The organism is Isoptericola cucumis, assembly GCF_014635665.1.
GTDB classification, from domain to species: domain Bacteria; phylum Actinomycetota; class Actinomycetes; order Actinomycetales; family Cellulomonadaceae; genus Isoptericola; species Isoptericola cucumis.
This window is the reverse complement of the sequence record NZ_BMDG01000011.1, coordinates 154,330-178,573: the sequence shown is the minus strand read 5'-3', so window position 1 is coordinate 178,573 and position 24,244 is coordinate 154,330. Positions and strand designations below refer to the sequence as shown.

Genomic DNA, 24,244 nt, shown 5'->3' with positions numbered 1-24,244 from the left:
GCCGACGGTGCGAGCGACCCCGAGGAGAAGCGCGAGTACGCCCAGCAGGCGCAGGCCGCGGGCGGCGACGCGGACGACGCGAACGGGCAGCTCGCGGCCGCCCGGTCGACCATCGAGACCGCGACCTCCGATCGGGACCGGGCCGCCAGCGACGCGATCTCCCGCATCGAGGACATCACCTCCGGCGACGACCTGAACGACGGCTGGTGGGACGACTGGGGCTCCAAGGTCGTCGCCGCGATCGCCGACATCGCGGACATGGTCTCGATGGTCGCGGGCCTGCTGGCCGTGGTGGTCGCGTTCATCCCCGTGGTCGGCACCGCTTTGGCCGGGGTACTGATCGTGGTCGCCGCGGTCGCGGCGATCGTGTCCGCGTTGGCGAACGTCACGCTCGCCGCGACCGGGGAACGGTCCTGGGCCGAGGCCGGGATCGCGATCGCCGGCGCCGCCCTGAGTGTGATCGGCCTCGGTGGGGCGGCGAAGGCCGCCACGGGCTTGTCGAAGGCCGCGGTCAAGCAGGGCATGAAGTCCGGGGCGAAGAAGGCCTGGTGCAAGGTCGGGTTCGGGACCTGCTTCACCGCCGGCACCCTCATCCGCACCCCCGACGGCCCCGACGGCGCCACACCGATCGAGGACATCCGCGCCGGCGACAAGGTCTGGGCCCACAACCTCGCCACCGGGGCCGACGAGCTGCAGACCGTGGCCGAGACGTTCGTGCGCACCACCACCACGCTCCACCACCTGACCATCGGTGGCCACGTCGTCACCACCACCGACGAGCACCCGTTCATGGTTCAGAACATGGGCTGGATCCTCGCCCGCGACCTGCAGCCCGGCGACCTCCTCCTCACCCCCGACACCGGCGACGGCACGGGCACCGTCACGCTCGACAGCATCCACATCGAGCAGCGCGACCCCGACGCCACCGACGGCCCGGTCACCGTCTACAACTTCCACGTCGAGACCCACCACAACTACTACGTCCTCGCCGGCACCCTCCCCGTCCTCGTCCACAACTCGGGGGCGCACAGCGCTGCGGGCGCCGCGAAGCTCGCCAAGAACCTCAAGACTGCGGAGATGGCCAATCCGGTGGTCGACAGCTTGCGGACCACCGGCAAGCTCCCTCCGGAGTACCTGACCAAGGCAGACGCAATAGCGGCCGGCTGGAAGCCGGGAAAGGCCCTAGGCAACCACAAGCCGGGCGGACAACTCGGCGGCGACAAGTTCGACGATCCTGCTTCGATCGGCCTCCCGGTCAAGGATGGGCGCTCTTGGCACGAGGCTGATATCGGCCTGCGGAACGACATGACGCGAGCCAAGCAACCAGGAACCCGCCTGCTCTACTCAGACGACGGCCTCGCATACGTGACACCTGACCACTATGAATCTGTTTATGAACTGCCGAGGTGGAAGCAATAATGGTCGACGTCATTCTTGACGGAACTGGCATCCGTTCCGAGCTCGACCTCCACCAAGCCCTGGAGCGCCAGCTCGACTTCGGCCCCTACTACGGTCGCAATCTTGCAGCGCTCCGCGACCGGCTCTCCAACGACATCGAGCGCCCCATTCACATCTTCTGGAGGAACGCAGAGGAGAGCCGGTCGAGCCTCGGCGATGAGCTGTACGCCAAGATCATCAGACTTTTCGCCCGGATCGCAGAAGAAGATGCCAGCTACGGATGGGACGAGCGATTCGAGTTCAGCCTCGAATGAACGTGCCCCATCTCGTCCCTCTTGGCAAGCGACTGTAGGTCGCGGCCAATAATGGACCTCAATCAGATTCACCGGGATTCAGGCGATACGCTCACCAACCAGTTGCGAGCAGCGCTTGACGCATCGCATGCCGGATCCCTCGTCTGGTACTTGCGCGAGCTGGAACTCGTCGGCAAGGGGATTCGCGGCCTGACCATCCTTGAGCTGGAAGACGAGGTGGCTCGCTCGCCCCACGGGCTCCAGGTTTCATGGGACGAGCTGATCGAACTCATGGGCACTGCTGACGACATCCACGACCTCGTCGCCACGGGACACCTCGCGCCCACCGAGGCGACGATCGACCCGGCGACCGGCGACTACTCCGGCTGCCCGGCCGTCGTCGAGATCTTCGACAGCGGCACCTTCCGCGTCGGGTGGGATGCCGAAGCTGCCGCTGGTAGCTGACGGAATCTCACCTGGGGCCCGGTCGCCTCGCCGCATCGCTGGCCCCGCCGGGCGGGACGGGGCACGATCGTCGACAACCCACCCCAGGAGCACGCGTGCGAGGCGCATTCATCATCTCGACCGACGAGGGCCCGTACGCGCGGGTCGAGCGGGCGCTCGTCGCACGCGGGGCCGCGCGGTACCGGGCCGCGCCGGGCGGGTGTCGGACTGCGACGGCGTGCTGTGGACGCCCGACACCCTGGACCCGGCCGGGCTCCGGCTGTAGCCCACTGGACCACCACCCGAGGAGGACGACGTGCTGGCGATGGTTTTCGAGACGTTCGGCGGCCCGGAGGTGCTGCACCAGGCCCAGGTGCCCGCGCCGGAGCCGGGCCCAGGTCAGGTGCGCGTGCGCGTGGAGGCGGCCGCCGTCAACGGGTGGGACACGAAGCTGCGGGCCGCGCCGATCCCGGGCATGCGCCCGCCGGCGTTCCCGGTGGTGCCCGGGCTCGAGGTCGCGGGGGTGGTCGACACGCTCGGAGAGGGCGTGACCGGCGTCGTGCCCGGTGACCGGGTCGTCGGGTTCGCCGCCTCCGGCGGCTACGCGGAGCTGGCGCTCACGGCGGTCTTCGCGACGGTCCCGGACGGCCTGGCCGCGACCGACGCCGTCACGCTCCCGGTCGCGGCGGAGGCAGCCGAGCGCGTGCTGCGCCGGTTGGACGTGCGCCCCGGCGAGACGCTGCTCGTGCACGGGGCGTCGGGCTCCGTGGGCGAGCTCGCGACCCAGCTCGCGGTCCGCCGCGGCGCCCGCGTCGTCGGGACGGCGTCGGCCGACAACCAGGGCCGGGTCGCCGCGCTCGGCGCGACGCCCACCACCTACGGCGACGGTCTCGTCGCGCGCGTCCAGGCCCTCGCGCCCGCCGGCGTGGACGCCGTCCTCGACACCACCGGCGCCGGCGTGCTGCCCGACTCGATCATGTTGCGCGGCGGCACCGACCGGATCGTCACCATCGCGGACGACTCCGCGGCGGGGCTCGGCGTGGAGTTCAGCTCCCGGTCGGAGCAGGACGCCGACGAGCTGGCGGACGTCGTCGCGGCGCTCGCACGGGGCGACCTCACGACCACCGTCGCGGCGGTGCTGCCCCTGGCCGACGCGCCGCGCGCCCACGCGCTGGTGGAGTCCGGGCACCCCGGCGGCAAGGTCGTGCTCGTCCCCTGACCGGGTGCGGGCCACGCGGCATCGTCAGCCCAGGCCTGCCAGAAGGTCTTTCACCTCGCCGACCGTGCGCGGCAGGTTCTGCTCCCCGTTGGCCTGCGTGCCGACCAGGTGCACAGGGACGGTGCCCGACTGGTGGATCGTCAGGTTCGACATCGTGCAGCCGGAGAGCAGCCACCGTGTGCCTGCCAGGTGCGACGCCGTGATGTCCGTGTACCAGAGGGTGTTCCCCGCAAAGGTCGGCGGGAGCAGGCCCTCGACCACGACGCCGGAACCCGGGTCGCGCGGGCTGCCGCCGAGGGGGAACGCCAGGTTGCCTCCCCACCCGTCCCCTCCCGCGCTGGCATGGTTGAACGTGTTCCCGACGACGGATCCGTGGTTCCAGTTGTCGGACGCCAGTGCGCCGTAGGGGCTGGTGGCCGCGATCGCGTAGTAGGCGCCGTCGCAGGACACCACCACGTTGTCGGCGACGTTCCAGTTACCCGACGAGGCCCAGATCGCCAGGCGGCAGCCGGTGAAGGTGTTCCCGCGACAGCTCCCGTACTCGGCCCGGTCGGTGAGCGAGAGCCCGAAGTAGCAGCGGTGGAAGGTGTTGCCCGCGACCTGGGTGCGGTACTCCATGTAGTCGTCCGACGCCGAGCCGGTCACTACCACCCCGGCGCCCCGCCAGGAGACGAAGTCGCAACCGGTCACGCGGACGTCGCTGCTGCGGGTGATCCGCACGCCGACGTGGGCGAACGCCGGCGCGGAACCGGCGGGGTCCGCAGCGCGACCCACCAGCCGCACCCCGGTGAGGGTCACGTCGGTGCGCCGGGTGATCTCGAACGCTGTGAGTCCGTCGTCCGCGACGGTCACGGTCGCGCCGTTCCCGACGACCAGGCAGCCGGACGGCAGCGACACCGTCGCCCCGAGCGTGTACACGGCGCCGGGTTCGAGCTGCACCCGGGGCGTCCGCGCGAGGACCTCGGCCCAGTCGTCGCCCGGACGCACGACCGGCAGGCCGCCCTCGGTGGCCGCGCCCCGGGCCCTTTGCCGCGCGACGGCCGGCGGCGCCCCGGCGACCGACGCCGCGCCGCCCGCCAGAACCACGCCGAGGCCGGCCGTGATCACGCCGCGCCGCGAGCGCGCGCCGTCCTGGTCGGTCATCCCCGCACCTCCGGCGGGTGGGCGCCGGCGTCGCAGGCCAGCCAGGCAGCCGCCCAGTCGGCGTGGTCCTGCCCGTTGCCGTTGCCGCCGTCGTTCACGACGAGCCGCAGCCGCTCGACGCCTGTCACGTCGATCTCGGCGTGCTGGTTGCCGGACGCGCGGGTCACCAGGTCGCTGCTCCACAGCCGCTCCCCGTCGCCGCGCACCTCGAACCGGAGGCTCGCGGCGCCGCCGATCTCGTCGTCGATGCCGTAGTCCGTGCGCAGGCTCGTGCAGGTCCCGCCGAGGTCGACGCTGAGCCCGGAGACGGCGTGGGCACCGACGCCCTTGGTGTAGGTGCGGCCGGCGACGCTCAGGGTGCGGCCGTCGCCGGCCTCGTCCTCACCGTTGGACTGGTCCCGCTCCACCGGCCCCCAGCCGTTGGTCACGTCGGACCAGGCGAGGTCCGAGACGTGGACGCCGCCCGAGACGAGGTCGAACGAGGTCGGGCCCGCCAGCTGCTGCCCCTCGAAGGACAGCGCGGCGGTCACGACGCTCGCACCGACGGCGCCGTCGGGGTGCAGCGGCACCTCGAGCACCGTGGAGGTGCGAGGCGCGACCTCGACCTCGACGTCCGCCGCGTCCACCCGCCAGAAGTCCAGCCCGCTGACGTCCATGCGCACCGTCGCGGCGGCGGCCGACGCGTTGCGCACGGGCACGCCGAGGACCACGGGTGCGGTGGCGTCCGGCGAGCTCGCCCGGTCCACGGTGATCGGCCCGGCGGCCGCGACGGGGCTCTCGACGGTCGGGACCCAGGTGAAGGAGCCCACCTCCCGGTCCCCGGCGAGCACCTGCCCGGCGAGCACCATCAGGTTGCGGGCCCCGTCGGGGACGTCGGCCCGCACCCGCCAGGTGCCGCTCTGCCCGGGCGCGAGGTCGTCCCCGTCCAGTGCGGTGACCTGCACGTTCTCCCCGGCCAGGGCGGGCAGGTCGAGCTCGACGTCCTGCAGCCCGTCGCTCCCGGCCGTCACCACGACGTCGAGCTCGGCCGTCGAGCCGTACGCGACGGACTCCGCCGGCGCGTCGACCGTGACCGCGGCGCCGTCGGCCGACATCGCGTCCACGACGTCGGCGCGCTGCTGCAGCATCGTCGCCCAGGTGGCCGCCTCGTCCGCCGCGTCGGCGTCCACGGTCTCCAGCGCCTCCCGGAGCACGGGGGCGTCGTCGCCGAGCTCGGCGCGCGCCAGGTCGAGCACCTCGGCGTCGTCCTGCCCGTCGCGGAACACCTCCCAGCGGATCGACGACACGGGGCCGTCCGCGCCGGGGTACACGAGGTACTCGTCTCCCTGCCCGTAGCGGTACGACGGGTCCTGGTAGACGTCCTCGGGCCAGGAGTTGTACGTCCATCGCAGGTACCCGTCAAGGTTGCGCTGCTCCACGACCCACCCCAGGGCACGGGTGGAGACCGGCGGGGACGCGGTCACCGTGTTGGGCAGCTGCGGCTCGTAGTACGTGTAGAAGAGGGTCGGCTGGCCCTCGGCACGCCGCTGCGCGATGAGCTCGTCCGGGACCTGGTCCAGGAACGAGTAGTTGAAGCTGATGAACGGGGCCAGGTCCGCCTCGGCGAGGGAGTTCGCCGCGAGCGCCACCTTGCCGCTCCAGGCGGGTGCCTCGTCCGCGATGACGTCGTAGGCGACCTCCATGGTCGCCGACGGCCGCTCGTCGAAGGCGAGCCGGGTGCGCTCGAACCAGCCCTTGGCCTCCAGGTGGGCGCGGAAGTCGCGCAGGAACGCCCGCCATCCCTCGCGGTACCGCTCGCCGCCGAGCTCGACCTCCTCCCGGACCTGCTCTCCAGTCCGGCTGTCCGTGTAGGTGAGCAGCTCCGCGCCACGGAACTGGAGCATGGCGAAGACGTGGATCTCGCCGTCGATGCCCGCGTCGCCGGACTCCTCGACGTACCGGTCGAAGTTCGTGTAGTCGAAGGAGAACTTCTGCCCGTCCCACGTCCACTCGACGGTCGAGCGGTACGACGACGCCGTCTGCGGCACCGGCTGCCCGTCGTCGTACATGGTCCACGGGTCCTCGACGATGGCCGCGTTCACGACGTCCTGGCCGTGCGCGGCCAGGTCCTCGAGGTAGGGCCGCAGGCCGGTCCAGTGCTCGGAGCTCCAGTGCTCGACCCCGTGGTGGTCGGCGACGGCGTCCGGGTGCGCCCACAGGTCGAGGACGAACGGCCGCTGGTCCATGGCGCGCAGCGCGACGTCCGGGACGTCGACGACGAACGGCCAGCGACCGATCACGCCGTGGGCGTCGCGCACGGTGGCCTCGGCGGAGTAGGTGCCGGGCACGGTACCGGCGGGCACCTCGACGGTCAGCCAGGCGGCCTGGTTGCGGCCGCGCTCGATGTCGACGGCGCCGACGTCGCGCAGCGGGTCCGCGACGACGCCGCCGTTCACCTCGTCCGGGACGTACTGCGGGTAGCGCACGGCCACGGCGTCCGCGGGCAGCTTGCCGTCGGGCCCGCGTAGGCGGGTGACCTCGACCTCGACGTCGGAGGCGCCGTGCGGTGCGGTCACCGCCAGCTGGGCGGACGCGCGACCGGCGACCGGCACCTGCAGGCGCAGCGTGCGCCCCTCGTCGAGCGGCTGCCCGACTGAGCCCACCCGGGGGACGCGGACGAACGACGACGCCTCGAACGCACCCGAGGGCACCCACACCGACGTCGTGGACGCCGGGTCCGACGGGCCGACCAGGTCGACCGGTGCCAGGGGTGCCGAGGTCGTCACGACCCGCCCTCCCGTCGCCTCGGCCCGGAAGTCGAACGTGGCGCGCCATGCGCCGGCGGACACGTCCGCGGCGGTCACCGTGTGCCGCACGCTGCGGCAGACGTAGGAGTCGCCCGGGGCGAGCGCGCGAGGCCGGTCGCACGAGCGCGCGTTGTCCGGTCCGGTCGCCGAGATCGCGCTCAACGGCATGTTGCCGGTGTTCGCGACCCGGATCCACGGCGCGATCTGGTCGCCCTCGTAGCCGCCCGCTCCCCCGGTGTAGATCGCGTCGAGGACGGGGGTGACCGTGAGCTCCGCCCGCTCGTCGGGCGCGGGGTTGTCCACCGTCACGGCCGCCTGCACGGACGAGGTCGATCCCTGGGCGGTGTATCGCACCGACAGGTCGTGCTCGCCGTCGGCGACCGTCACGCCCGGCTCCACGTCGAGCCGGACCGACCGGGACTGTCCGGGCCGGAGGGCCGGTACGACGACGCGGCCGGCGGCGAAGCCGTCCTGCTCGTCCAGGGTGACGCGGCCGGCGGGGACGGTGCTCCCGGACTGGTTGGTGACCGTCACCGACAGCGGCGTCCGCTCCCCGGCGGCGAGCTCCCCGACCGCCTCGACCTGGAGCGGCGCGCACACGCCGTCGAGCCAGTCGAGGTCGAGCTCGGTGTACGAGATGTGCTGGTAGCCGGCGCGCTCGAACAGGAGGCCGTACCGGCCACCCAGGTCGTCGTCCGAGCTGCCGTCGCCGAGCGGGGTCAGGGTCGAGTACCCGACGGCGCCCTCCTCGACGACCTTCCGGACCGGCCAGGTCTCGCCGTCGTCGCAGGACATCTTGATCGTGAGGTTGCGGCGGATCCCGTCGTCCTCGGTGTTGCTGAACAGCAGCATCGACGACCGCGGGTCGTCCGGTGCGGCGTCGGGATAGGCGCGGACGATCGAGCCGTTGTTGGCGGGGTCGACGAGCTCGCGGTCGGCCTCGAACGGCGTGTAGGTCTCGCCGCCGTCCGTCGAGCGGGCGACCTGCCGGAACGGGGCGGCGCGGCTGTTCAGCAGCACGCTCCCGTCGGACAGCTCCACGGTCTTGTTCTCGTCCGCGCCCGGGCCGACCGTCTCGCTCGCGTGCCATGTCTCGCCGTGGTCGTCGCTGTACGCGCTGACCGCGTGGTTCCCACCCTCGGCGCGGACGACGTACTGCTGGATCAGGCGCCCGGCGTGCGGGCCCTGGCGCAGCTGGATGCCCTCGCCGGAGGCGGCGAACATCCCGCCCCAGGACGGGTCCTTGAGGGTGGCGGTGAGGCGCCGGTGCTTCCAGGTGCGGCCGTCGTCGTCGCTGTAGCTGTAGTCCGGGTGCAGGATGTCGGGGTCGTCGGGGTCGTTGCCGGTCCCGGAGCCCGCGTAGCCCTGGTTCACCGAGGAGGCGTGGAAGACGAAGATCCGGCCGGTCTCGCGGTCCACGAGGACGCTCGGGTCCCCGTACCCGTTGATCTCGTCGTCCCCGCGGATCAGCCGCTGCGGCCCCCAGGTGTGCCCGCCGTCGGTGCTGCGGCGCATCACGACCGCGATGTCGGACGCGAGGTCGGCCATCGTCGGGCGGCCGTCGTAGACGGCGAGCAGGTCACCGTTCGGCGCGGTCGTCAGGGCGGGGATGCGGGACCGTGCGAACCCGTCGCTGTAGCTCGACGCGACGTCCGTGAAGGGGAGGCCGCCTGAGGTGCGGCCGTCGGCCGTCGCGGGAGGGTCCGCTGCCGGTGCAGCGGCCGACGCGACCGCCGGCAGGGGGGCGAGCAGGAGGGCTGCCGCGATCGCCGTCGCGAGGAGCGGGCGCTTCATCATTGATGCGTGCCTTCCGGATCGGTCGCGGCGACGGCATCGTTGCCGGACACATCGTGATCGCAAGCGAGCGGTTCGGTGTCGAACCGGTCACGATTCAGCACACTAGTCAGACGTCTGATGTCCTGCAACCCCCGCAGCCCTCCGGCCCGAGGGTGCCGGCGGGTGCGGCGCGGGGCGCGCCGGTCGAGGCACGACATCTCATGGACCGGACCGGCGCTGGCTCGCATCACGGACGGCGCCTACGATCGAGACCCAAGCCATCCAGAGCGGCCGAGAGTCCTGGCTCGACGACGCCGCAGCAACCCGTTCTCCGACGGAAGCCTCCCGAGGACGAAGGTGCTCAACACCAGGTCCGATGGAGTGACGCATGGTCGCAGAGGCAACCCCTTCGCCCACCCCGGCAGCTCAGCCGGCATTGCCGGCACGCCCGACGGTCTCGTTCGAGATGATGCCGCCGCGCCGGCCGCACGCCGCGCCGAAGTTCTGGGAGACGGCCCGACGCCTGGTCGCGACGCACCCGGACTTCGTGTCGGTGACGTACGGCGCGGGCGGCGGCGACCGGGCGACGGCGCGCCAGGTCGTGGAGCGCCTGCTCGAGGGCACGCCCGTGCTGCCGGTGGCGCACCTGACCTGCGTGGGCGCGTCCCGCGAGGACGTGTCCGCCGTCATCGACGACTTCCTCGACGCCGGCACCCGCGCCTTCCTGGCCCTGCGCGGCGACCCGCCCCAGGACCAGCCCGACTGGCGTCCGCCGGCGGACGGCGTGCACTCGTCCGTCGAGCTCGTCCACCTCCTGCGCGAGGTGGAGTCCCGCCGCTGCGCCGCCGACCCCGGCAGCGCCCTGCGCGGGGCAGCCCGGCCGATGACGATCGCCGTCGCGACGTTCACGAACGGCAACGTCCAGGCCGGGACCACCCGTACCCAGGAGGTGCAGCGCCTGCTGGAGAAGCAGCAGGCCGGCGCCGGCTTCGCCATCACCCAGCTGTTCTACGAGGCCGACTCGTACACCGACTTCGTCACCGAGGCCCGCGCGGCCGGCGTGACGATCCCGATCCTCGCGGGGCTGTTGCCCACGACCGAGCCGCGCCGGCTCCGTCGCGTCGAGGAGCTCACCGGCGTCCGGGCGCCCCAGCACCTGCTGGACGCCCTCGACGCGCTGCCGGACCCGGAGGCCCAGCACGCCTACGGGACGGCGCGCGGCGTGGAGCTCGCCCAGCGCGTGCTCGACGCCGGCGCCCCCGGCATCCACGTGTACACGTTCAACAAGTACCGACCCGCTCTGGACCTGCTCGAGGGTGTCCACCTCGGCGGTCACACGTCGTCCGGCCACGTTCCCGACGTGCCCGGCGACGACGACCTGGCCAGAAGGCCGCTGGTACCGGGCATCCGACCCGAGGCTCCCGCCGTCTGACGCGGTCCACCACCGTCAGACCGGGACCAGGACAGCGAGGACTGCTCATGACCACCGACCCCACCACGACCCGCCGCCCGGCGTTCCCCGGCGGCACGATCCTCGGCTACCCGCGCATCGGGCGCCGCCGCGAGCTGAAGAAGGCCGTCGAGTCCTTCTGGTCCGGGCGCTCCGACGCCGTCGACCTCGAGATCGCGGCCGGCACCCTGCGCCGTGACACCGTGCGGCGGCTCGCCGCGCTCGGGCTCGACCCCGACGACGGCTCCGTGCCCGGCTCGTTCTCGTACTACGACCAGGTGCTCGACGTCGTCGCGCTGCTCGGCGCCGTGCCGGCGCGGTTCGCCGACCTGATCGACCCCGACGACGGCTCTCTCGAGCCGGAGGGCTACTTCACCGTCGCCCGCGGCCGGGGCGAGGACGCGCCGCTCGAGATGACCAAGTGGTTCGACACCAACTACCACTACCTGGTGCCCGAGATCAGCGAGAGCACCCCGATCTCGTTCGCCGACCACCGCATCGTGCGCGAGTACGCCGAGGCCAAGGAAGCCGGCGTCACCACGCGTCCGGTGCTCGTGGGCCCCGTGACGTTCCTCGCGCTGTCCAAGGCGGCCGACGACGCGGGCGAGGGCTTCCACCCGCTCGACCGGCTCGACGACGTCGTCGCCGCGTACGCCGAGCTGCTGCGCGCGCTGGCGGCCGTCGGCGCGCCCTGGGTGCAGCTCGACGAGCCCGTCCTCGTGACGGACACCGGCGACCTCGACCCCGAGCGCCTGCGCGCGGCGGTCGCGACCGCGTACCGGGCGCTGGCGACCGACCTGGTCCCCGCGGACCCTGCGCAGGACGACGCCGACGGCGACACGGAGACCGAGGCCGAGCGGCCCGCGATCCTCGTGGCCACGCCGTTCGGCGGGCTCCAGGCCCCCGGCCGGCCCGCCGGCGGCCCGGACGACGCCCTCGCCCTGCTCGCCGCCACGGACGTCGAGGCGATCGCGATCGACCTCGTGCGCGGCGCGGTGCCCACGGGCGCGGGCCCCGGCGGCACCGTCCCCGGCCTGGCCACGAAGACGCTGGTCGCCGGCGTGGTCGACGGTCACAACGTGTGGCGCTCCGACCTGGCCGCGCGCCTGGAGGTCGCCGAGTCGCTGCGCCCGCTGGGCGCCGGCGCCGTCACGGTCGGCACCTCGACGTCGCTGCTGCACGTGCCGCACGACGTCGACGACGAGACGTTCGACGACGGGCCCGACGCGGGCCGGCTCGCCCTGGACCCGCGCCTGCGCGACTGGCTGGCGTTCGCCGACCAGAAGGTGGGCGAGGTGACCGTGCTGGCGCGCGCCGTCGCGGAGGGTCGCGAGGCCGTCGCCGAAGCCCTCGCCGCGTCGTCCGCCGCCGCGGCCTCGCGCCGGGCGGCCACCGGCGTCGTCGTGCCGGCGGTGCGCGACCGGCTCGCGCGCCTGTCCGACGGCGACTTCGCGCGCGGCGCGCACGACGAGCGCGTCGCGGCGCAGCGTGCCCGGCTCGGCCTGCCCGCGCTGCCGACGACCACGATCGGCTCGTTCCCGCAGACCACCGACATCCGCACCGCCCGCGCTGCGTGGGCGAAGGGGGAGCTCGACGACGCCGCCTACACGACGGCGATGCGGGCCGAGGTGGAGCGCGTCGTGCGGCTGCAGGAGGACCTCGGCCTCGACGTGCTCGTGCACGGCGAGCCCGAGCGCAACGACATGGTGCAGTACTTCGCCGAGCAGCTCGACGGGTTCGCGACGACGGCGCTCGGCTGGGTGCAGTCGTACGGCTCGCGCTGCGTGCGCCCGCCGATCCTGTGGGGAGACGTCTCCCGGCCCGAGGCCATGACGGTCGAGTGGTCGCAGTACGCCCAGTCGCTCACCGACAAGCCCGTCAAGGGCATGCTCACCGGCCCGGTGACGATCCTGGCCTGGTCGTTCGTGCGCGACGACCAGCCCCTCGGCGACACGGCGAACCAGGTGGCGCTCGCCCTGCGCGACGAGGTCGCCGACCTGGAGGCGGCCGGGATCGGCGTCGTGCAGGTCGACGAGCCCGCGCTGCGCGAGCTGCTGCCCCTGCGTCGTGCTGACCAGGACGACTACCTGCGCTGGTCGGTGGGGTCGTTCCGGCTCGCGACCGCCGGCGCCGCGGCGGCCACACAGGTGCACACGCACCTGTGCTACTCGGAGTTCGGCGAGGTCGTGGGCGCCATCGACGGCCTCGACGCCGACGTGACGTCGCTCGAGGCCGCGCGCTCGCGCATGGAGATCGTGCCGGAGCTCGCCGACGCCGGGTACTCGCGCGGCGTCGGGCCGGGCGTCTACGACATCCACTCCCCGCGCGTGCCGTCGACGGCGGAGGTCACCGAGCTGCTGCGGCTCGCGGTGAAGTCGATCGACCCGTCGCTGGTGTGGGTCAACCCCGACTGCGGGCTCAAGACGCGCGGGTACGCCGAGGTGGAGCCCGCGCTGCGTCACCTCGTCGCCGCCGCCCGCGAGGTGCGCGCCGCCATCTGACCGGCACCGTCTGACCGGACCTCTGACCGGCCCTCTGACCGGCGCCGTCGCCCGGGTGACGCATTTCTTGTCGACCCGGGCGACGGCCCGTGCCACCCTGGAGGGGCCGGTCGTGCCCGTCGGGCGCGAGCGGACCACACACTTTCCACGAGCGAGGAGCGAGCGATGCCGGGCGTCGCAGGGAGCGGGGTGGGCCACCAGGCCTGCTCGGGCAGTCCCGCCTGCCCCGACGTCGTCCGCCGCTGACCGTTCCACGCTGATCGGGTCGGCAGGCCGGACGACGCGGGGCCTCGTCATGCCCACCGTCGTCCGGCAGGACCTCGCCGCGCCGCGATCGCGCGCCGCCCCCGCCGGTGACACCCCCCGCTCACCGAAGGCCGACCCTGATGAACCCCCTCACCGAGAAGCAGCTCCGCGACAGCCTCGTGAACGCCACCCGCAGCGAGCGGCAGCGCATGATCGTCCCCGACCTCGACGAGGTCCCCTGGGACAGCCTCGAGTACCTCGGCTGGCGCGACCGCAAGCAGCCCCTGTCCGCGTACGTCGTCATGTGGATCGACGACGTCCCCGTCGGGATGCTGCTGCGCGCCACCGAGCGCACCGGACCGCGCCGCGCCGTGATGTGCGCGTGGTGCGAGGACGTCGTCGAGACGAGCGACGTCCAGCTCTACGTCGCCCGCCGGGCCGGCGCCGCCGGCCGCAAGGGCGACACCATCGGCACGCTGGTCTGCAGCGACTTCCGCTGCTCGCGCAACGTCCGCCGTCGTCCCACCCTGGCCGAGGCCGGGTCGGACGACGCCGCGGTCCGCGCCGCGATCGTCGAGCGCCGCGTCGAGGGTCTCCAGGAACGCGCCGGCCGCTTCGTCGCCGAGGTGCGCAGCACCGCCTGACGGCCGCCTGCGCGGGGGCTACCGGTAGAAGCCCTCGCGCAGGTTGATGCCGTGCTCGAGCCACGCCTTCAGGGCGGCGAGCATGCCGGTCCACCCCTCGCAGTTGCCGAACGCGTTCTTCGCGCCCGCCTCGGTGGGCTGCCACGACGACTCCGTGATCGTCACGAGCGTGCGGGTGTCGTCGTCGATCGGCTCGAGCTCGAAGGTCGTGGTGGTGCTCCCCGAGCCGCCCGCGACGGCCTCGCCCTCCCACCGGATGACGATGCGCCGCGGCGGCGTCGCCTCCACGACGGTGACCGGGAAACGGCCCGGGAAGTCGGCGAAGTCCCAGGACACGTCGGCCCCGGGCTCGAGCCGGCCCCGGGCGCCGCCGGTGGTGAAGTAGCGGGAGAGCTGGTCGGGGTCGGCGATCGCCTCGTACGTCTCTCGGCACGGGCGCGAGACGCGACCCGAGACCGTGAAGGTCAGTTCGGTGAGCTGCTGCGTCTCATTCATGTTGTAGTTTTATCACATGAATGCGCAGAGCTCCAGGGATCCGGCCGACGACGACGCGGACGACCTCGTCTTCAAGGCGCTGGCCGCGCCGGTGCGACGCCGGATGCTCGACGTCCTCAAGGCGGCGCCCTGCACCACGGGCGAGCTGTGCGCCCGCTTCCCCGAGCTCGACCGCACCACCGTGCTGCAGCACCTGCGCGTGCTGGAGCGCGCCGAGCTCGTCGTCGGGCGCAAGAACGGGCGCGAGCGCCACCTGGCGCTCGCGCCCGTTCCCATCAAGCGGATCTACGACCGGTGGATCGGCGAGTACGCCCGCGCCGCCGTCGACCTGCTGGAGCGGCTGGACGACCCGCGCTGACCGGCGGGCGGGTGGTCAGCCGCGCTCGTGCGCACCGATCATCGGCAGGCCGAAGGCCAGCGAGACGGCGAGGATGCCACCCACGACGAAGTACGGGTCCAGGGTCGGGTTCCCGCCCGAGGCGCCGGAACCGAACAGCACCAGACCGGCGACGAAGAGCACGGACGCGCCGAGGAAGCGGCCGAGGACGGCAGCCGTCGACTCGGCCTTGACGCGCGGGTTGACCTGGAATTCGCTCATGGCCAGAGCGTACGACGCCGCGCCCGACCGCGGCCAGCGGGTGCGTGCGGGACCGCCCTGGATGTCACGCGACGACGCCGGGCGGTGTCTCAATGTCGACCGCACGAGAGACCTGGAGGAGACATGACGAGCACCACCCGCGTCCCCGCCGCCGAGATCACCGGCGTCTACGGGGCACTGGTCAAGACGATGAGCCGCCGCATGCTCGGCGAGGTGCCGGAGTCGGCCGGAATCCTGTGGCACCACCCGGCAGTCTTCCGAGACCTCATGAGCATCGGCGCGAAGTCCAAGAAATGGCACCGGCTCGACGCCGACCTCACGACGTTCGCCAGCATGGCCGCCGCAGCCGAGGTCGGGTGCAGCTTCTGCCTGGACCTGCACTACTTCATGGCGCACAACGACCACCTCGACGAGGCCCGGGCGCGTGAGGTCCCGCGCTGGCGCGAGTCCGACGTGTTCACCGCCACCGAGCGCCGCGTCATGGAGTACGCCGCGGCGATGTGCCAGCAGCCGGCGGCCGTCACCGACGAGCTGTCCGCCGCGGTGCTGGACGACCTCGGGGCGCCCGCCCTCGTCGAGCTCACGGCCATGGTCGGGCTCATGAACGCCACCGCCCGCATGAACCTGGCGCTCGGCATCCGGTCGCAGGAGTTCGCCGCGTCGTGCGGGCTCCCGCCGCTGCCGGCGCACTCCGCCGGCTCCGACGTCGCCGCCGCCGGCCGGGTGGCAGGGTGAGGGCATGACCGACGACGCGTTCGTCGCCCACCGCAGCCTGCTGTTCACGGTCGCCTACGAGATGCTCGGCTCCGCCGCCGACGCCGAGGACGTCGTGCAGGAGACCTGGCTGCGGTGGGCCGCCGTCGACCGGTCGCAGGTTCGCGAGGCGCGGCCGTACCTGGTCCGCGCCGTCACGCGTCAGGCGCTCAACCGCCTGCGCACCGTGTCCCGGCGTCGGGAGGACTACGTCGGCGAGTGGCTGCCCGAACCCTTGCTGACCAGCCCCGACGTCGCCGACGACGTCGAGCTCGCGGAGAGCGTGTCGATCGCCATGCTCACGGTGCTCGAGACCCTCGGCCCGACCGAGCGGGCCGTCTTCGTGCTGCGGGAGGTCTTCGACACCCCGTACGACGAGATCGCGGACGCCGTCGGCAAGTCGCCTGCCACGGTGCGGCAGATCGCCCGTCGCGCGCGCGGCCACGTGGCCGCGCGCCGGCCGCGGGCGGAGGTGGACCGCGCCGAGCAGGAGCAGGTCGTGCGGAGATTCATGGACGCCGTCGTGACGGGCGACCTGCAGGGCCTGATGGACGTGCTCGCGCCCGACGTCGTGGCCGTGGCCGACGGTGGGGGCCTGGTGCGGGGCGCGTCCCGCAGGCCCGTCGTCGGCGCGGACCGGCTGGCGAACGCGCTCGTGCGGGGAGTCGGGTCGCGGGCCGGCGTCACAGCAGCCCCGGCGTGGATCAACGGCGGCCCGGGCGTGCTGGTCGAGGTGGACGGCACGCTGGTGGTCGCCGTCGGCCTCACCGTCTCCGGCGGCAGGATCACCCGCCTGTTCGGGATCGCCAACCCCGAGAAGCTGGCCCGGCTCGACGCCGAGTCCGCCCTCGCCCGCTGAGCGGACCGCCGCCCGAGCCTGCCGCTACGACACCCTGGTGAGGTCGGCGTCGACGTCCTGGCGCACGCTCAGCTCGTCGGCGGAGATCACCTCGACGGGAACGACGCGCATCGTCTCCCCCGTGCCCGGGTGCAGGACCTTCAGGAAGAGCGTCCGGCCGTGCCCGTGCAGCACCCACTCACCGACGACCTCGGTCCCGTCCTCCTCGAAGAGGTCGCCGACCAGCCCGTCCGGCGTTCCCGTCGCGGAGAAGTCGTGTCCCTCCTCGAGGGTCACGTGGAGCTCACCTTCAGCGTCCTCGAACGTGCCGACCAGGTCGTCCTCCCACTGGACCGGCGAGTCCGCCCCGGTATCGGTCGACGAGCACCCTGCGAGGGCGAGCAGCACGGACGCGAGCGCCACGGCCCAGAGACGCCGTGAGGTCGTCGTCGAACCGTCCTGCAGCGCACCGTCGATCGCCATGCGCCGACACTATCGATGCGGCCCTGATCGACGCACGGGTCACCTCCGCACGCGCACCGTCAGCTCCTTGCTGCGGGTCTCGCCCGCGTCGTTGGTCAGCACGGCCACGTACCGGTGGGTGCCGGGCTCGCGGCCGGTGACGGCCGTCGTGGCCGACTGAGCCTCTCCCCCGGCGCCGGGCACCAGCTCCTGCCGGTCGATCTCGACGCCGTCCTCGAGCAGCACGTAGCCGGTCGCCTGGGTGCCCCACCACTTGTTCGCCGTGACGGCGAAGTCGCCGTCGGCGTCGTAGTTGTCGTGGGACAGCACCGGCGTGCCGGGGTTCGCGTCCGTGACCTTCACCGTGTGCTCGTTCGCGCACGGCGTCGCCCCGGCCACGTTGACCAGCTCGCACGTGTACACGTACTCGCCGTTGCGCTTGCCGGTCACCGGGACGGCGACGCGCTGCGCGTCGGTGCCGCCGTGGGTGAGCTCCTCCGTGTGGACCAGCGCGCCGTTCTCGAACAGCCTCATGCTGGTCGCGTTCTCGCCGTGCCACAGGTCGACGAGCACCCGGTAGTCGCCGTCACGCAGGCCGGTGTCCCAGCCGTTGTCGTCGCTGATCCGCGCCTCGCCGGGCGCGCCCGCCGGGACGAGCACCTCGAGGGTGCCGACCTCGCCGTTCACCTCGACCTCCAGCGTCGCCCGGCCGGGGGCGACGGCGGTGGCCTCGTGCGTGGCCGGGTCGAGCGCCAGCACGGTGCCCGACGGCGCGTCCGCGGCGTCCCCGACGAACACCTTGTCGCCGCCCCAGCGGGACGACACGGGCCACTCGACGGGCACCTCGCGGGTGTCGTCCTGGGTGAGCAGAGCACTCACCTGCCCCGACGTCCCGACGGCCAGCTCGCCCGGGCCCGAGACCGCCACGGCCTCGGCGCGGGCGTTGACCTCGAAGGAGAACCAGTCGCGCGGGTCGCCGGACCCCGCGTCAGCCGCGGCCGACGGGTCCAGCCCGACCATCGACCAGCCCGTGAACCCGCCGTCCTCGGGCGTGCTGGCCGGGCTCTTGCCGGAGTTGCCGTTGACGACGTACGGGACGCCGTCGCCGACCTGCGCGTGGAACGCCCCGACGTGCGAGCCCACCGACGCGATCGGCTTGCCCGACGTGGTGCGGAAGTCCTCGAACCAGCCGCGGAGCGTCTCGGCCTCGACCCGGTCGGTGAGCTGCGATCCCTTGGTGGGCAGCGGGTCGTCGAGCGGGTGGTGGAAGAACGTCACGACGCCCGACACGGCGTCGTCCGACGCGGCGTCGTCGAGGGCCTCGCGCAGGGCGCGGACCTGCTCGAAGTCGGCGCCGAGGCGACCGGCCGACGAGTCGAGCATGACGAGCCGGGTCGCCCCGCCGCCCGCGGCGGGCACGTCGACCACGTGCGTGCGCTCGCCGAACTCGGCCTCGAAGTTCTCGATCTCGCCGCCCATGACCTCGTGGTTGCCCGGCAGGTAGTACCAGGGGAAGTCGGCCCCGGCGAGCCCCTCGTCGAGGACCTGGCGGGCCAGGTCGAAGTCGGCGGGCGACGCCTCGTCGACCAGGTCGCCGTTGATGACGAGCAGGTCGGGGTCGTCGGCGACGATCTCCGCGAGGGCCTTCTTCGCCCCCGCGACCGCGCCGGACCCCGGGTTGCGCGCCACGAACTGCGCGTCCGACATCACGGCGACGCGCAGCGGCGCGTCGTCGGTCGCGTCCTCGTCGACCACGACCGGGTCGCGGACCTCGGCCACGGCGGGCACCTCGACGTCCGGCGGCACCTGCGCCCGCAGGTCGGAGAGCACGAGCTCGCCGGCGTACTGGCTCGTCGCGCCGGTCTCCAGCGCGCGCACGCGCTGCAGGGTCAGCGGGTACGCGACCCCCTCGGGCACGGTGAACTCGACCTGGCGCCAGCCCTCCCAGGACACCTCCGGCCCGTCGAGGTTGGTGACCACGCCGTCGCCCTGGCGCACCTGCAGCCGCAGCCAGGCGCCCTGCTCGTCGCCGTGCACCCACATCGTGACCGCGCGCGGCTGGCCAGGGATCTCCCGCCCGCCTCCGGGGACCACGGCGTACTGGCCGCGGGTGGCGGTCGACTGCGTGAAGTCGTACGTCATGCGCAGGCCGGGGGTGCCGTCGTGGCCCTCGGCGGGCCCGACGGACCCGCCCGGGGCGCGGTCGTGGGCCGACGTCCACGCCTCGGCGTCGGCGAAGTCGGCGACCTGCACCTCCTCCAGCGACACCGCGACCGCGATGTCGAGGCTCAGGTCGCCGACGGTGAGCGTGAACGAGGCCGCGCCGTCGTCCTGCAGCGCCCGCACGGTGAACGACCCGTCGGCCGCCGGCTCCAGCGTCGCCACGCCCTGACCGCCGGTCACCTCGACGTCCCGCGCCTCGATCGGCGCGGACCAGCCGTCCGCGTCATGACCGACGACGGTGACCGACGCGGTCTGCTCGGCGTCCGGCAGTGTCACGACCGGCTCGGGCACCGACAGCCGCTCCGGCGCGCCCAGCACGGTGACGTCGGCGGTGCCGCTGGCGACGCCGTCGTCCGTGGGGGTCGCGGCGCGGACGGTCGCGGTGCCCGGCGCGGCGCCGGTCACGACCCCCGAGCCGTCCTCGGAGCGGGCGACGCCCGCCACGGCGGCGTCGGTCGTCGTCCACTCCGCCGGCACCCCGCCCGAGGCCGCGTCGACGGGCGCCATCGCCTCGTCGTACCCCTTCGCCGCGAGCGTGCGGTGCAGGCCCGGGAAGACGCGCAGGGCGTCGGACGCCGGGGCGTCGCCGGTGGGCACCTCGGCGCGCACGTCGTAGGCGTGCACCTGCCCGGAGCCGGCGGCCGTGAACAGGCCGAGGCCGTTCGCGTCGAGGCGCTCCGCGCCGTCCGACGGGCGGTTGAGGACGCTGGTGCCCGCGTCGCCCGGGACCCGCGCGACCATCGTCGACGAGCCGCCGCCGTCGAGGTTGAGCGCGTCGTCCGCGCCGAGCTGCCCCAGGAAACGGCCGAGCTCCGGGAGCGTCGCGCCGACGCTGTGCGCCTGGCGGCCGTCCACCACGACGAGGTACGCGGTGCGACCCGTGGGGTCGAAGCCGATCGCCGTGCGCGGGTGCCGCACCAGCGCGTGCCCACCCGTGTCGGACGTGACCTCGCCGTCCTCCAGCAGCCAGTCGCCCGTGTCCCCGCCGATCGCGGTGGCGACCTCGCCCGCGTCGTCGCGCAGCCCGTAGGTGAGGGTCACGGGGTCGCCGGGCGCGAGGGCGGCGAGCGCGTCCGCAGCCGCGCCGGGGCGGGCGACGACGGCGCGCACGTCGGCCGGCAGCCGACCCTCGCCGGGGGCACCGACCGACAGCACCTCGCCGGTGGTGGCCTCCGGGCCGTCCAGGCGGACCTGCACCTCGATGCCCTCCTCGCCGGCGCCGAGCGGGCGGGCGCGGGTGAAGTCGCCCCAGGCCGCGTCGTAGACGGCGACGCCGGCGGCGGGCACGGCCGAGACGTTGAGGCCGTCGACGGTGAGCTCCTGCTCGCCGTCCGCCGTGCCGCCGGGCCCGGGGACCGTGACGCTGCCGGCGAGGAAGAGCTCGGCGAGCCGGCCCATCCCCGAGGAGTCGATCGCGACGGACTTCTCCCGGCCCGGCGACGCGGACTTCAGCAGCGTGCCGTCCTGCACGCCGGTGCCGAGGGCGGCACCCGAGTTGTTGATGTCGAAGAAGTCGCCGTTGACGGCCGCGACGGCGCCGGAGCCGGCCGCCATCTCGCTCACCGTGGCGTTGCCGGCGACGGCGTCCGCGCCGAGGTAGCCGACGCGCGGGCCGCCCTCCTGTCCGAGGTGCGCGACCAGCACCTCGCCGCTGAGCCAGCCGTCGGCGGACATCCGCGCGAACTCGGTGAGCTCCAGCCCGGGCGCGATCAGGCGCTCCGTGCGCTCGGTGACGATCGCGGCGCCGTCGTCGTCCAGCGCCAGGTCGGCGACGTCGTCGGTGACCGTGGTGGTGGGCTCGACGCCGGGCTCGGCCGTCGCGACGGGGGCGTCCGGGTCGGGAACGGCGACCGCCGCCGTCCCCGGGACCACCAGCGCCAGCCCGAGCAGGCCGGCGACCCCCGAGACGGTCGCGCGCCGGGCGGGTGACGGTGCCAGACCTGGAGCCCGACGTGGAGCCCGACGGGCTGCTCGACGTGCTGCTCGGCTGATGGCTCGGCTCATCGAGGTTCCTCCGCAGGTGACCGGGGCGTGCGCCGTTGCAGCGTCCCGTGCCCAGGTTGCCATCAACTTTCACGTTGTCAACCAGTAGGGAAACTTCTTGACCGCGCAGAGGGCGCGGCGTGACCGGTGCGCGGCCGTCGACCCGGCCTACCGAACGTTTGGTAGGTTCGATCGGTGACGACGAAACCCGAGATCCTCGACGCCGCGCTGGCCGCGCTGGGGCACGGCCACCCGCTCACGATCGACGCCGTGGCGCGCCAGGCGGGGCTCACGAAGCCCGGCGTCGTGCACCACTTCCCGACGAAGGAGGTCCTCGCCGTCGCGGTGGTGGACCGGCTCGTGGACCGCTGGACGGCGGACCTCGAGTCGCGGGCCGGGGAGACGTCGGCACCGCAGGACCGGCTGCGCGCGTACGTCGACTTCGCGCTCACGGCGGACCTCGACCCCAGCGACCTCGCGCTCCTGTCCGACGTGCGGCTGCGCGACCGGCTCAACCGGCAGTGGACCGAACGCCTCCGCCCCTGGTTCGGGGAGGAGCTCACGTCGAGCCCCCACGGCCGCGCCGCGCTGCAGGCCGTGCGGCTGATCGCGGACGGCGCCTGGTTCGACCGGGCCCTCGGGATCATCGACCTGGACGAGGGTGAGCGGGCGCGGATCCTCGCCGTCGCGCTGCGGCTGATCGACGAGGCGGGTGCGTCGTGAGCGGGCGGGTGGCGGACCAGGACGACGCGAGCGCCGGCGGCGCGAGCGCGGGCGGCACGGGCCGTGACAGGCGCCGGGCGTGGGCGTTCCTCGCCGCGGCGATCCTGCTCGAGGTGAGCGCGACCCTGTCCCTCAAGGGCGCGCTCGAGCTGCCCGCCCTGTACGCCGTCGTGGGCGTCGGCTACGTCGGGTCGTTCACCTGTCTCGCGCTCGCGCTGCGCGCCGGGATGGCGCTCGGCGCGGCGTACGGCATCTGGGGAGCCACCGGCGTGGCGCTCACCGCGGTCCTGTCGACGCTCCTGTTCGACGAGCCGCTCACGCTGCTCATGAGCATCGGCATCGTCCTCGTCGTCGCGGGCGTGCTGTGCGTCGAGCTGGGCGCACAGGCCGCCCACCGGAAGAAGGAGGTGGCGTGATGGCGTGGCTGTTCCTCGCCGGAGCGATCCTCTCCGAGGTCGGCGGCACGCTCTCGCTGCGCATGGTCTCGACCGGGAGAAGGGCCTGGCTGGCCGGCGTCCTCGTCGGCTACCTGGTGGCGTTCTCGCTGCTGCTGCTCGCGCTGGCCGACGGCATGGCGCTGGGCGTCGCCTACGGCATCTGGGCCGCCTCCGGCGTCGCGCTGACCGCCGTCCTCAGCAGGTTCCTGTTCTCCGAGCCGCTCACCTGGGTCATGGGGCTCGGGATCGTCCTCATCGTCGGCGGGGTGCTGCTCATCGAGACGGGCGCCGCGCACTAGGGGCGGCACGCGGTCGCGCGCCCGGCCGACCACCGCGCGCGGTCCGCCGGGGACGACGTCGTCATCGCCGACTGATGTCGGTGCCCGGTTCGCGGTCACCGGTGAGCTGGCTGACCTCGATGGTGCGGATCCTCCTGTCGTCGACCGAGACGACGGTCAGCCGCTGGTCGCCGACATCGACGTGGTCGCCGGGCTCCGCGAGCCGGCCGAGCTCCGCGAGGACGTAGCCGGCGACGGTCTCGTAGGGGCCGTCGGCCAGCTCGATGCCGGTCCGGCGGGCGAACTCCTCGATGTTGAGCCCGGCGTCATAGGTCCCGGCGTCGTGCACGGGGGCGGCGGGGTCGTACTCGTCGCGGATGTCGCCGACGAGCTCCTCGACGAGGTCCTCCAGGGTGACGATCCCGTCCGTGCCGCCGTACTCGTCGACGACGAGGGCCAGGTGGGTGCCGCTGCGCTGCATCATCGACAGGGACGCGAGCACACGGTTGCTGGCGGGGACCTCGAGCACGGGGCGCGCGAGGGCTTCGACGGTCAGGTGGCCGCCGCCGGTGCGCAGGGGTTGCAGGACGTCGCGCACGTGGACGAAGCCGAGGACGTCGTCGAAGTCGTCACCCGTCACCGGGTACCGGGAGAACGGATGCTCGGCGACCTGCTCCGCCGCGGCGTCGAGCGTGAGGTCGCCGTGCAGGAACACCACCTCCCCGCGGGGGCGCATGACCTCGCCGACGCTCCGTTCGGACGCCGCGAAGACGTCCGTGAGGATGCGTCGCTCGTCGTCGGGCAGGCCTTCGTGGGCGATGACGATGTCGCGCAGCTCCTCCTCGGACATCTCCTCGCTGCGCGCGCCCGGATCACCGCCCAGCAGCCGCACGACGGCGTTCGTCGAGCGGGACAGCAGCCAGATGACCGGTCGCATGAGGGTGGCGAACCGGTCGAGCGGCGGGCCGACGACGAGCGCGAACTGGGCCGAGCGCTGCAACGCGATGCGCTTGGGCACGAGCTCGCCCAGCACGAGGGACAGGTACGCGATGACCAGCGTGAGGAGCACCAGGGCGAGCGTGTCGGCCAGCGCCGGCGGCACTCCCACGCCTTCGAGCAGCGGCCCGAAGTCCGGCGCGAGCGTGGACGCGCCGTAGGCGGCGGAGAAGAACCCCGCGACCGTGACCCCGATCTGCACCGCCGCCAGGAACCGGTTCGGGTCGCGCGCGACGGAGGCGACACGCCGGCCGCGAGCGCCACGTTCCTCGAGCTGGTCGATCTGGCTCTCGCGCAACGACACCAGCGCGAACTCCGTGCCGGCGAAGACCCCGCCGATCACGACGAACAGCAGCACGAGCCCGACGTTGGCCCAGGTGTCACCGTCCACCGCACACTCCCGCGGCCGGCTCGGCGGTGCTCGGTCTGCTGTCGCTGTCCATCGTCCTCTGGCTCGGTCGGCGACTGGGCGACGCGATCATCGTGCGATCCCGTGTACCGATGACAACGCGACGCGGAAACCCAGGGTTCCCACCAGCCTCTCGGCGCGCGTCGGGC

General features: G+C 73.4%; 20 protein-coding genes and 1 riboswitch. Of the genes, 13 read left to right on the top strand and 7 right to left on the bottom strand.

Going from position 1 to position 24,244, the window contains the following annotated elements:
• From IEW03_RS16050 to IEW03_RS16035, 4 genes are all read left to right on the top strand, one after another.
• On the top strand, positions 1-1,419 hold a 1,419-nt coding region (locus IEW03_RS16050), incomplete at its 5' end, for a polymorphic toxin-type HINT domain-containing protein (RefSeq protein ID WP_229738271.1).
• Positions 1,419-1,712, top strand: coding sequence for a barstar family protein (locus tag IEW03_RS16045; protein WP_188524697.1), 294 nt, complete (start codon positions 1,419-1,421; stop codon positions 1,710-1,712). The genes IEW03_RS16050 and IEW03_RS16045, both read left to right, overlap by 1 nt.
• A gap of 51 nt (positions 1,713-1,763) precedes the next feature.
• On the top strand, positions 1,764-2,156 hold the full coding sequence (locus IEW03_RS16040; RefSeq protein ID WP_188524696.1) for a hypothetical protein: 393 nt from the start codon (positions 1,764-1,766) through the stop codon (positions 2,154-2,156).
• A 304-nt stretch (positions 2,157-2,460) separates the two neighbouring features.
• Positions 2,461-3,354, top strand: a complete 894-nt coding sequence (locus IEW03_RS16035; protein WP_188524717.1) for an NADP-dependent oxidoreductase — start codon at positions 2,461-2,463, stop codon at positions 3,352-3,354.
• A gap of 24 nt (positions 3,355-3,378) precedes the next feature.
• On the opposite strand, the gene IEW03_RS16030 is transcribed toward IEW03_RS16035, so the two are convergent.
• Both IEW03_RS16030 and IEW03_RS16025 read right to left on the bottom strand, forming a co-directional pair.
• Positions 3,379-4,497, bottom strand: coding sequence for a right-handed parallel beta-helix repeat-containing protein (locus tag IEW03_RS16030; protein ID WP_188524695.1), 1,119 nt, complete (start codon positions 4,495-4,497; stop codon positions 3,379-3,381).
• Complete coding sequence (locus IEW03_RS16025; protein WP_229738269.1) at positions 4,494-9,080, bottom strand: glycoside hydrolase domain-containing protein; 4,587 nt, start codon at positions 9,078-9,080, stop codon at positions 4,494-4,496. The genes IEW03_RS16030 and IEW03_RS16025 overlap by 4 nt, the downstream gene beginning before the upstream one ends.
• A gap of 254 nt (positions 9,081-9,334) precedes the next feature.
• Positions 9,335-9,442: riboswitch (SAM riboswitch) on the top strand.
• Between the two features lie 5 nt (positions 9,443-9,447).
• On the opposite strand from IEW03_RS16025, the gene IEW03_RS16020 reads away from it, so the two are divergent.
• From IEW03_RS16020 to IEW03_RS16010, 3 genes are all read left to right on the top strand, one after another.
• Positions 9,448-10,491, top strand: coding sequence for a methylenetetrahydrofolate reductase (locus tag IEW03_RS16020; protein WP_188524694.1), 1,044 nt, complete (start codon positions 9,448-9,450; stop codon positions 10,489-10,491).
• A gap of 47 nt (positions 10,492-10,538) precedes the next feature.
• Positions 10,539-13,010, top strand: coding sequence for a 5-methyltetrahydropteroyltriglutamate--homocysteine S-methyltransferase (gene metE / locus IEW03_RS16015; protein ID WP_188524693.1), 2,472 nt, complete (start codon positions 10,539-10,541; stop codon positions 13,008-13,010).
• A gap of 386 nt (positions 13,011-13,396) precedes the next feature.
• Positions 13,397-13,900, top strand: coding sequence for an FBP domain-containing protein (locus IEW03_RS16010; protein WP_188524692.1), 504 nt, complete (start codon positions 13,397-13,399; stop codon positions 13,898-13,900).
• Between the two features lie 18 nt (positions 13,901-13,918).
• Here the strand turns inward: IEW03_RS16010 and IEW03_RS16005 are convergent, their stop codons facing one another.
• Complete coding sequence (locus tag IEW03_RS16005) at positions 13,919-14,395, bottom strand: SRPBCC domain-containing protein (RefSeq protein ID WP_188524691.1); 477 nt, start codon at positions 14,393-14,395, stop codon at positions 13,919-13,921.
• A gap of 16 nt (positions 14,396-14,411) precedes the next feature.
• On the opposite strand from IEW03_RS16005, the gene IEW03_RS16000 reads away from it, so the two are divergent.
• Positions 14,412-14,753 (top strand): ArsR/SmtB family transcription factor, encoded by a 342-nt coding sequence (locus IEW03_RS16000; protein WP_188524690.1) that lies wholly within the window; start codon positions 14,412-14,414, stop codon positions 14,751-14,753.
• A gap of 15 nt (positions 14,754-14,768) precedes the next feature.
• On the opposite strand, the gene IEW03_RS15995 is transcribed toward IEW03_RS16000, so the two are convergent.
• On the bottom strand, positions 14,769-14,993 hold the full coding sequence (locus tag IEW03_RS15995) for a hypothetical protein (protein ID WP_188524689.1): 225 nt from the start codon (positions 14,991-14,993) through the stop codon (positions 14,769-14,771).
• 123 nt (positions 14,994-15,116) lie between these two features.
• Here IEW03_RS15995 and IEW03_RS15990 point away from each other — a divergent pair, with 123 nt between their 5' ends.
• Together IEW03_RS15990 and IEW03_RS15985 are read left to right on the top strand one after the other, a co-directional pair.
• Positions 15,117-15,728, top strand: coding sequence for a carboxymuconolactone decarboxylase family protein (locus tag IEW03_RS15990; protein WP_188524688.1), 612 nt, complete (start codon positions 15,117-15,119; stop codon positions 15,726-15,728).
• A gap of 4 nt (positions 15,729-15,732) precedes the next feature.
• On the top strand, positions 15,733-16,605 hold the full coding sequence (locus tag IEW03_RS15985) for an RNA polymerase sigma-70 factor (protein ID WP_188524687.1): 873 nt from the start codon (positions 15,733-15,735) through the stop codon (positions 16,603-16,605).
• A gap of 24 nt (positions 16,606-16,629) precedes the next feature.
• Here IEW03_RS15985 and IEW03_RS15980 read toward each other — a convergent pair whose 3' ends face one another.
• Both IEW03_RS15980 and IEW03_RS15975 read right to left on the bottom strand, forming a co-directional pair.
• Positions 16,630-17,067, bottom strand: coding sequence for a hypothetical protein (locus IEW03_RS15980; protein ID WP_188524686.1), 438 nt, complete (start codon positions 17,065-17,067; stop codon positions 16,630-16,632).
• Positions 17,068-17,106: 39 nt separating this feature from the next.
• Positions 17,107-21,273 carry a phosphodiester glycosidase family protein gene (locus IEW03_RS15975; RefSeq protein WP_188524685.1) on the bottom strand — a complete coding sequence of 1,389 codons (4,167 nt, stop codon included), beginning with the start codon at positions 21,271-21,273 and terminating at the stop codon, positions 17,107-17,109.
• Positions 21,274-21,447: 174 nt separating this feature from the next.
• Between IEW03_RS15975 and IEW03_RS15970 the strand changes: the two genes are divergently transcribed.
• From IEW03_RS15970 to IEW03_RS15960, 3 genes are read left to right on the top strand one after another with little or no spacing between them, the layout of a single operon-like run.
• Complete coding sequence (locus IEW03_RS15970; RefSeq protein ID WP_188524684.1) at positions 21,448-21,975, top strand: TetR/AcrR family transcriptional regulator; 528 nt, start codon at positions 21,448-21,450, stop codon at positions 21,973-21,975.
• The gene (locus tag IEW03_RS15965; protein ID WP_268236101.1) at positions 21,972-22,391 is read left to right on the top strand and encodes a DMT family transporter; all 420 of its coding nucleotides are present in this window, start codon (positions 21,972-21,974) and stop codon (positions 22,389-22,391) included. Before IEW03_RS15970 ends, IEW03_RS15965 begins: the two co-directional genes overlap by 4 nt.
• Entirely contained in the window at positions 22,391-22,711 is a 321-nt protein-coding gene (locus IEW03_RS15960; protein ID WP_188524683.1) for a DMT family transporter, read from the top strand. The genes IEW03_RS15965 and IEW03_RS15960 overlap by 1 nt, the downstream gene beginning before the upstream one ends.
• A 61-nt stretch (positions 22,712-22,772) precedes the next feature.
• Here the strand turns inward: IEW03_RS15960 and IEW03_RS15955 are convergent, their stop codons facing one another.
• Positions 22,773-24,077: a hemolysin family protein gene (locus IEW03_RS15955; protein ID WP_188524682.1), complete on the bottom strand. Its 1,305-nt coding sequence runs from the start codon at positions 24,075-24,077 to the stop codon at positions 22,773-22,775.
• Between the last annotated feature and the right edge of the window lie 167 nt (positions 24,078-24,244).

What these genes read in the sequence shown, in the direction of transcription:
- IEW03_RS16045 (WP_188524697.1), top strand. Translation starts at nt 1,419, where the DNA reads ATGGTCGACGTCATTCTTGACGGAACTGGCATCCGTTCCGAGCTCGAC.
- IEW03_RS16040 (WP_188524696.1), top strand. Translation starts at nt 1,764, where the DNA reads ATGGACCTCAATCAGATTCACCGGGATTCAGGCGATACGCTCACCAAC.
- IEW03_RS16035 (WP_188524717.1), top strand. Translation starts at nt 2,461, where the DNA reads ATGGTTTTCGAGACGTTCGGCGGCCCGGAGGTGCTGCACCAGGCCCAG.
- IEW03_RS16030 (WP_188524695.1), bottom strand. Translation starts at nt 4,497, where the DNA reads ATGACCGACCAGGACGGCGCGCGCTCGCGGCGCGGCGTGATCACGGCC.
- IEW03_RS16025 (WP_229738269.1), bottom strand. Translation starts at nt 9,080, where the DNA reads ATGATGAAGCGCCCGCTCCTCGCGACGGCGATCGCGGCAGCCCTCCTG.
- IEW03_RS16020 (WP_188524694.1), top strand. Translation starts at nt 9,448, where the DNA reads ATGGTCGCAGAGGCAACCCCTTCGCCCACCCCGGCAGCTCAGCCGGCA.
- metE (WP_188524693.1), top strand. Translation starts at nt 10,539, where the DNA reads ATGACCACCGACCCCACCACGACCCGCCGCCCGGCGTTCCCCGGCGGC.
- IEW03_RS16010 (WP_188524692.1), top strand. Translation starts at nt 13,397, where the DNA reads ATGAACCCCCTCACCGAGAAGCAGCTCCGCGACAGCCTCGTGAACGCC.
- IEW03_RS16005 (WP_188524691.1), bottom strand. Translation starts at nt 14,395, where the DNA reads ATGAATGAGACGCAGCAGCTCACCGAACTGACCTTCACGGTCTCGGGT.
- IEW03_RS16000 (WP_188524690.1), top strand. Translation starts at nt 14,412, where the DNA reads ATGAATGCGCAGAGCTCCAGGGATCCGGCCGACGACGACGCGGACGAC.
- IEW03_RS15995 (WP_188524689.1), bottom strand. Translation starts at nt 14,993, where the DNA reads ATGAGCGAATTCCAGGTCAACCCGCGCGTCAAGGCCGAGTCGACGGCT.
- IEW03_RS15990 (WP_188524688.1), top strand. Translation starts at nt 15,117, where the DNA reads ATGACGAGCACCACCCGCGTCCCCGCCGCCGAGATCACCGGCGTCTAC.
- IEW03_RS15985 (WP_188524687.1), top strand. Translation starts at nt 15,733, where the DNA reads ATGACCGACGACGCGTTCGTCGCCCACCGCAGCCTGCTGTTCACGGTC.
- IEW03_RS15980 (WP_188524686.1), bottom strand. Translation starts at nt 17,067, where the DNA reads ATGGCGATCGACGGTGCGCTGCAGGACGGTTCGACGACGACCTCACGG.
- IEW03_RS15975 (WP_188524685.1), bottom strand. Translation starts at nt 21,273, where the DNA reads ATGAGCCGAGCCATCAGCCGAGCAGCACGTCGAGCAGCCCGTCGGGCT.
- IEW03_RS15960 (WP_188524683.1), top strand. Translation starts at nt 22,391, where the DNA reads ATGGCGTGGCTGTTCCTCGCCGGAGCGATCCTCTCCGAGGTCGGCGGC.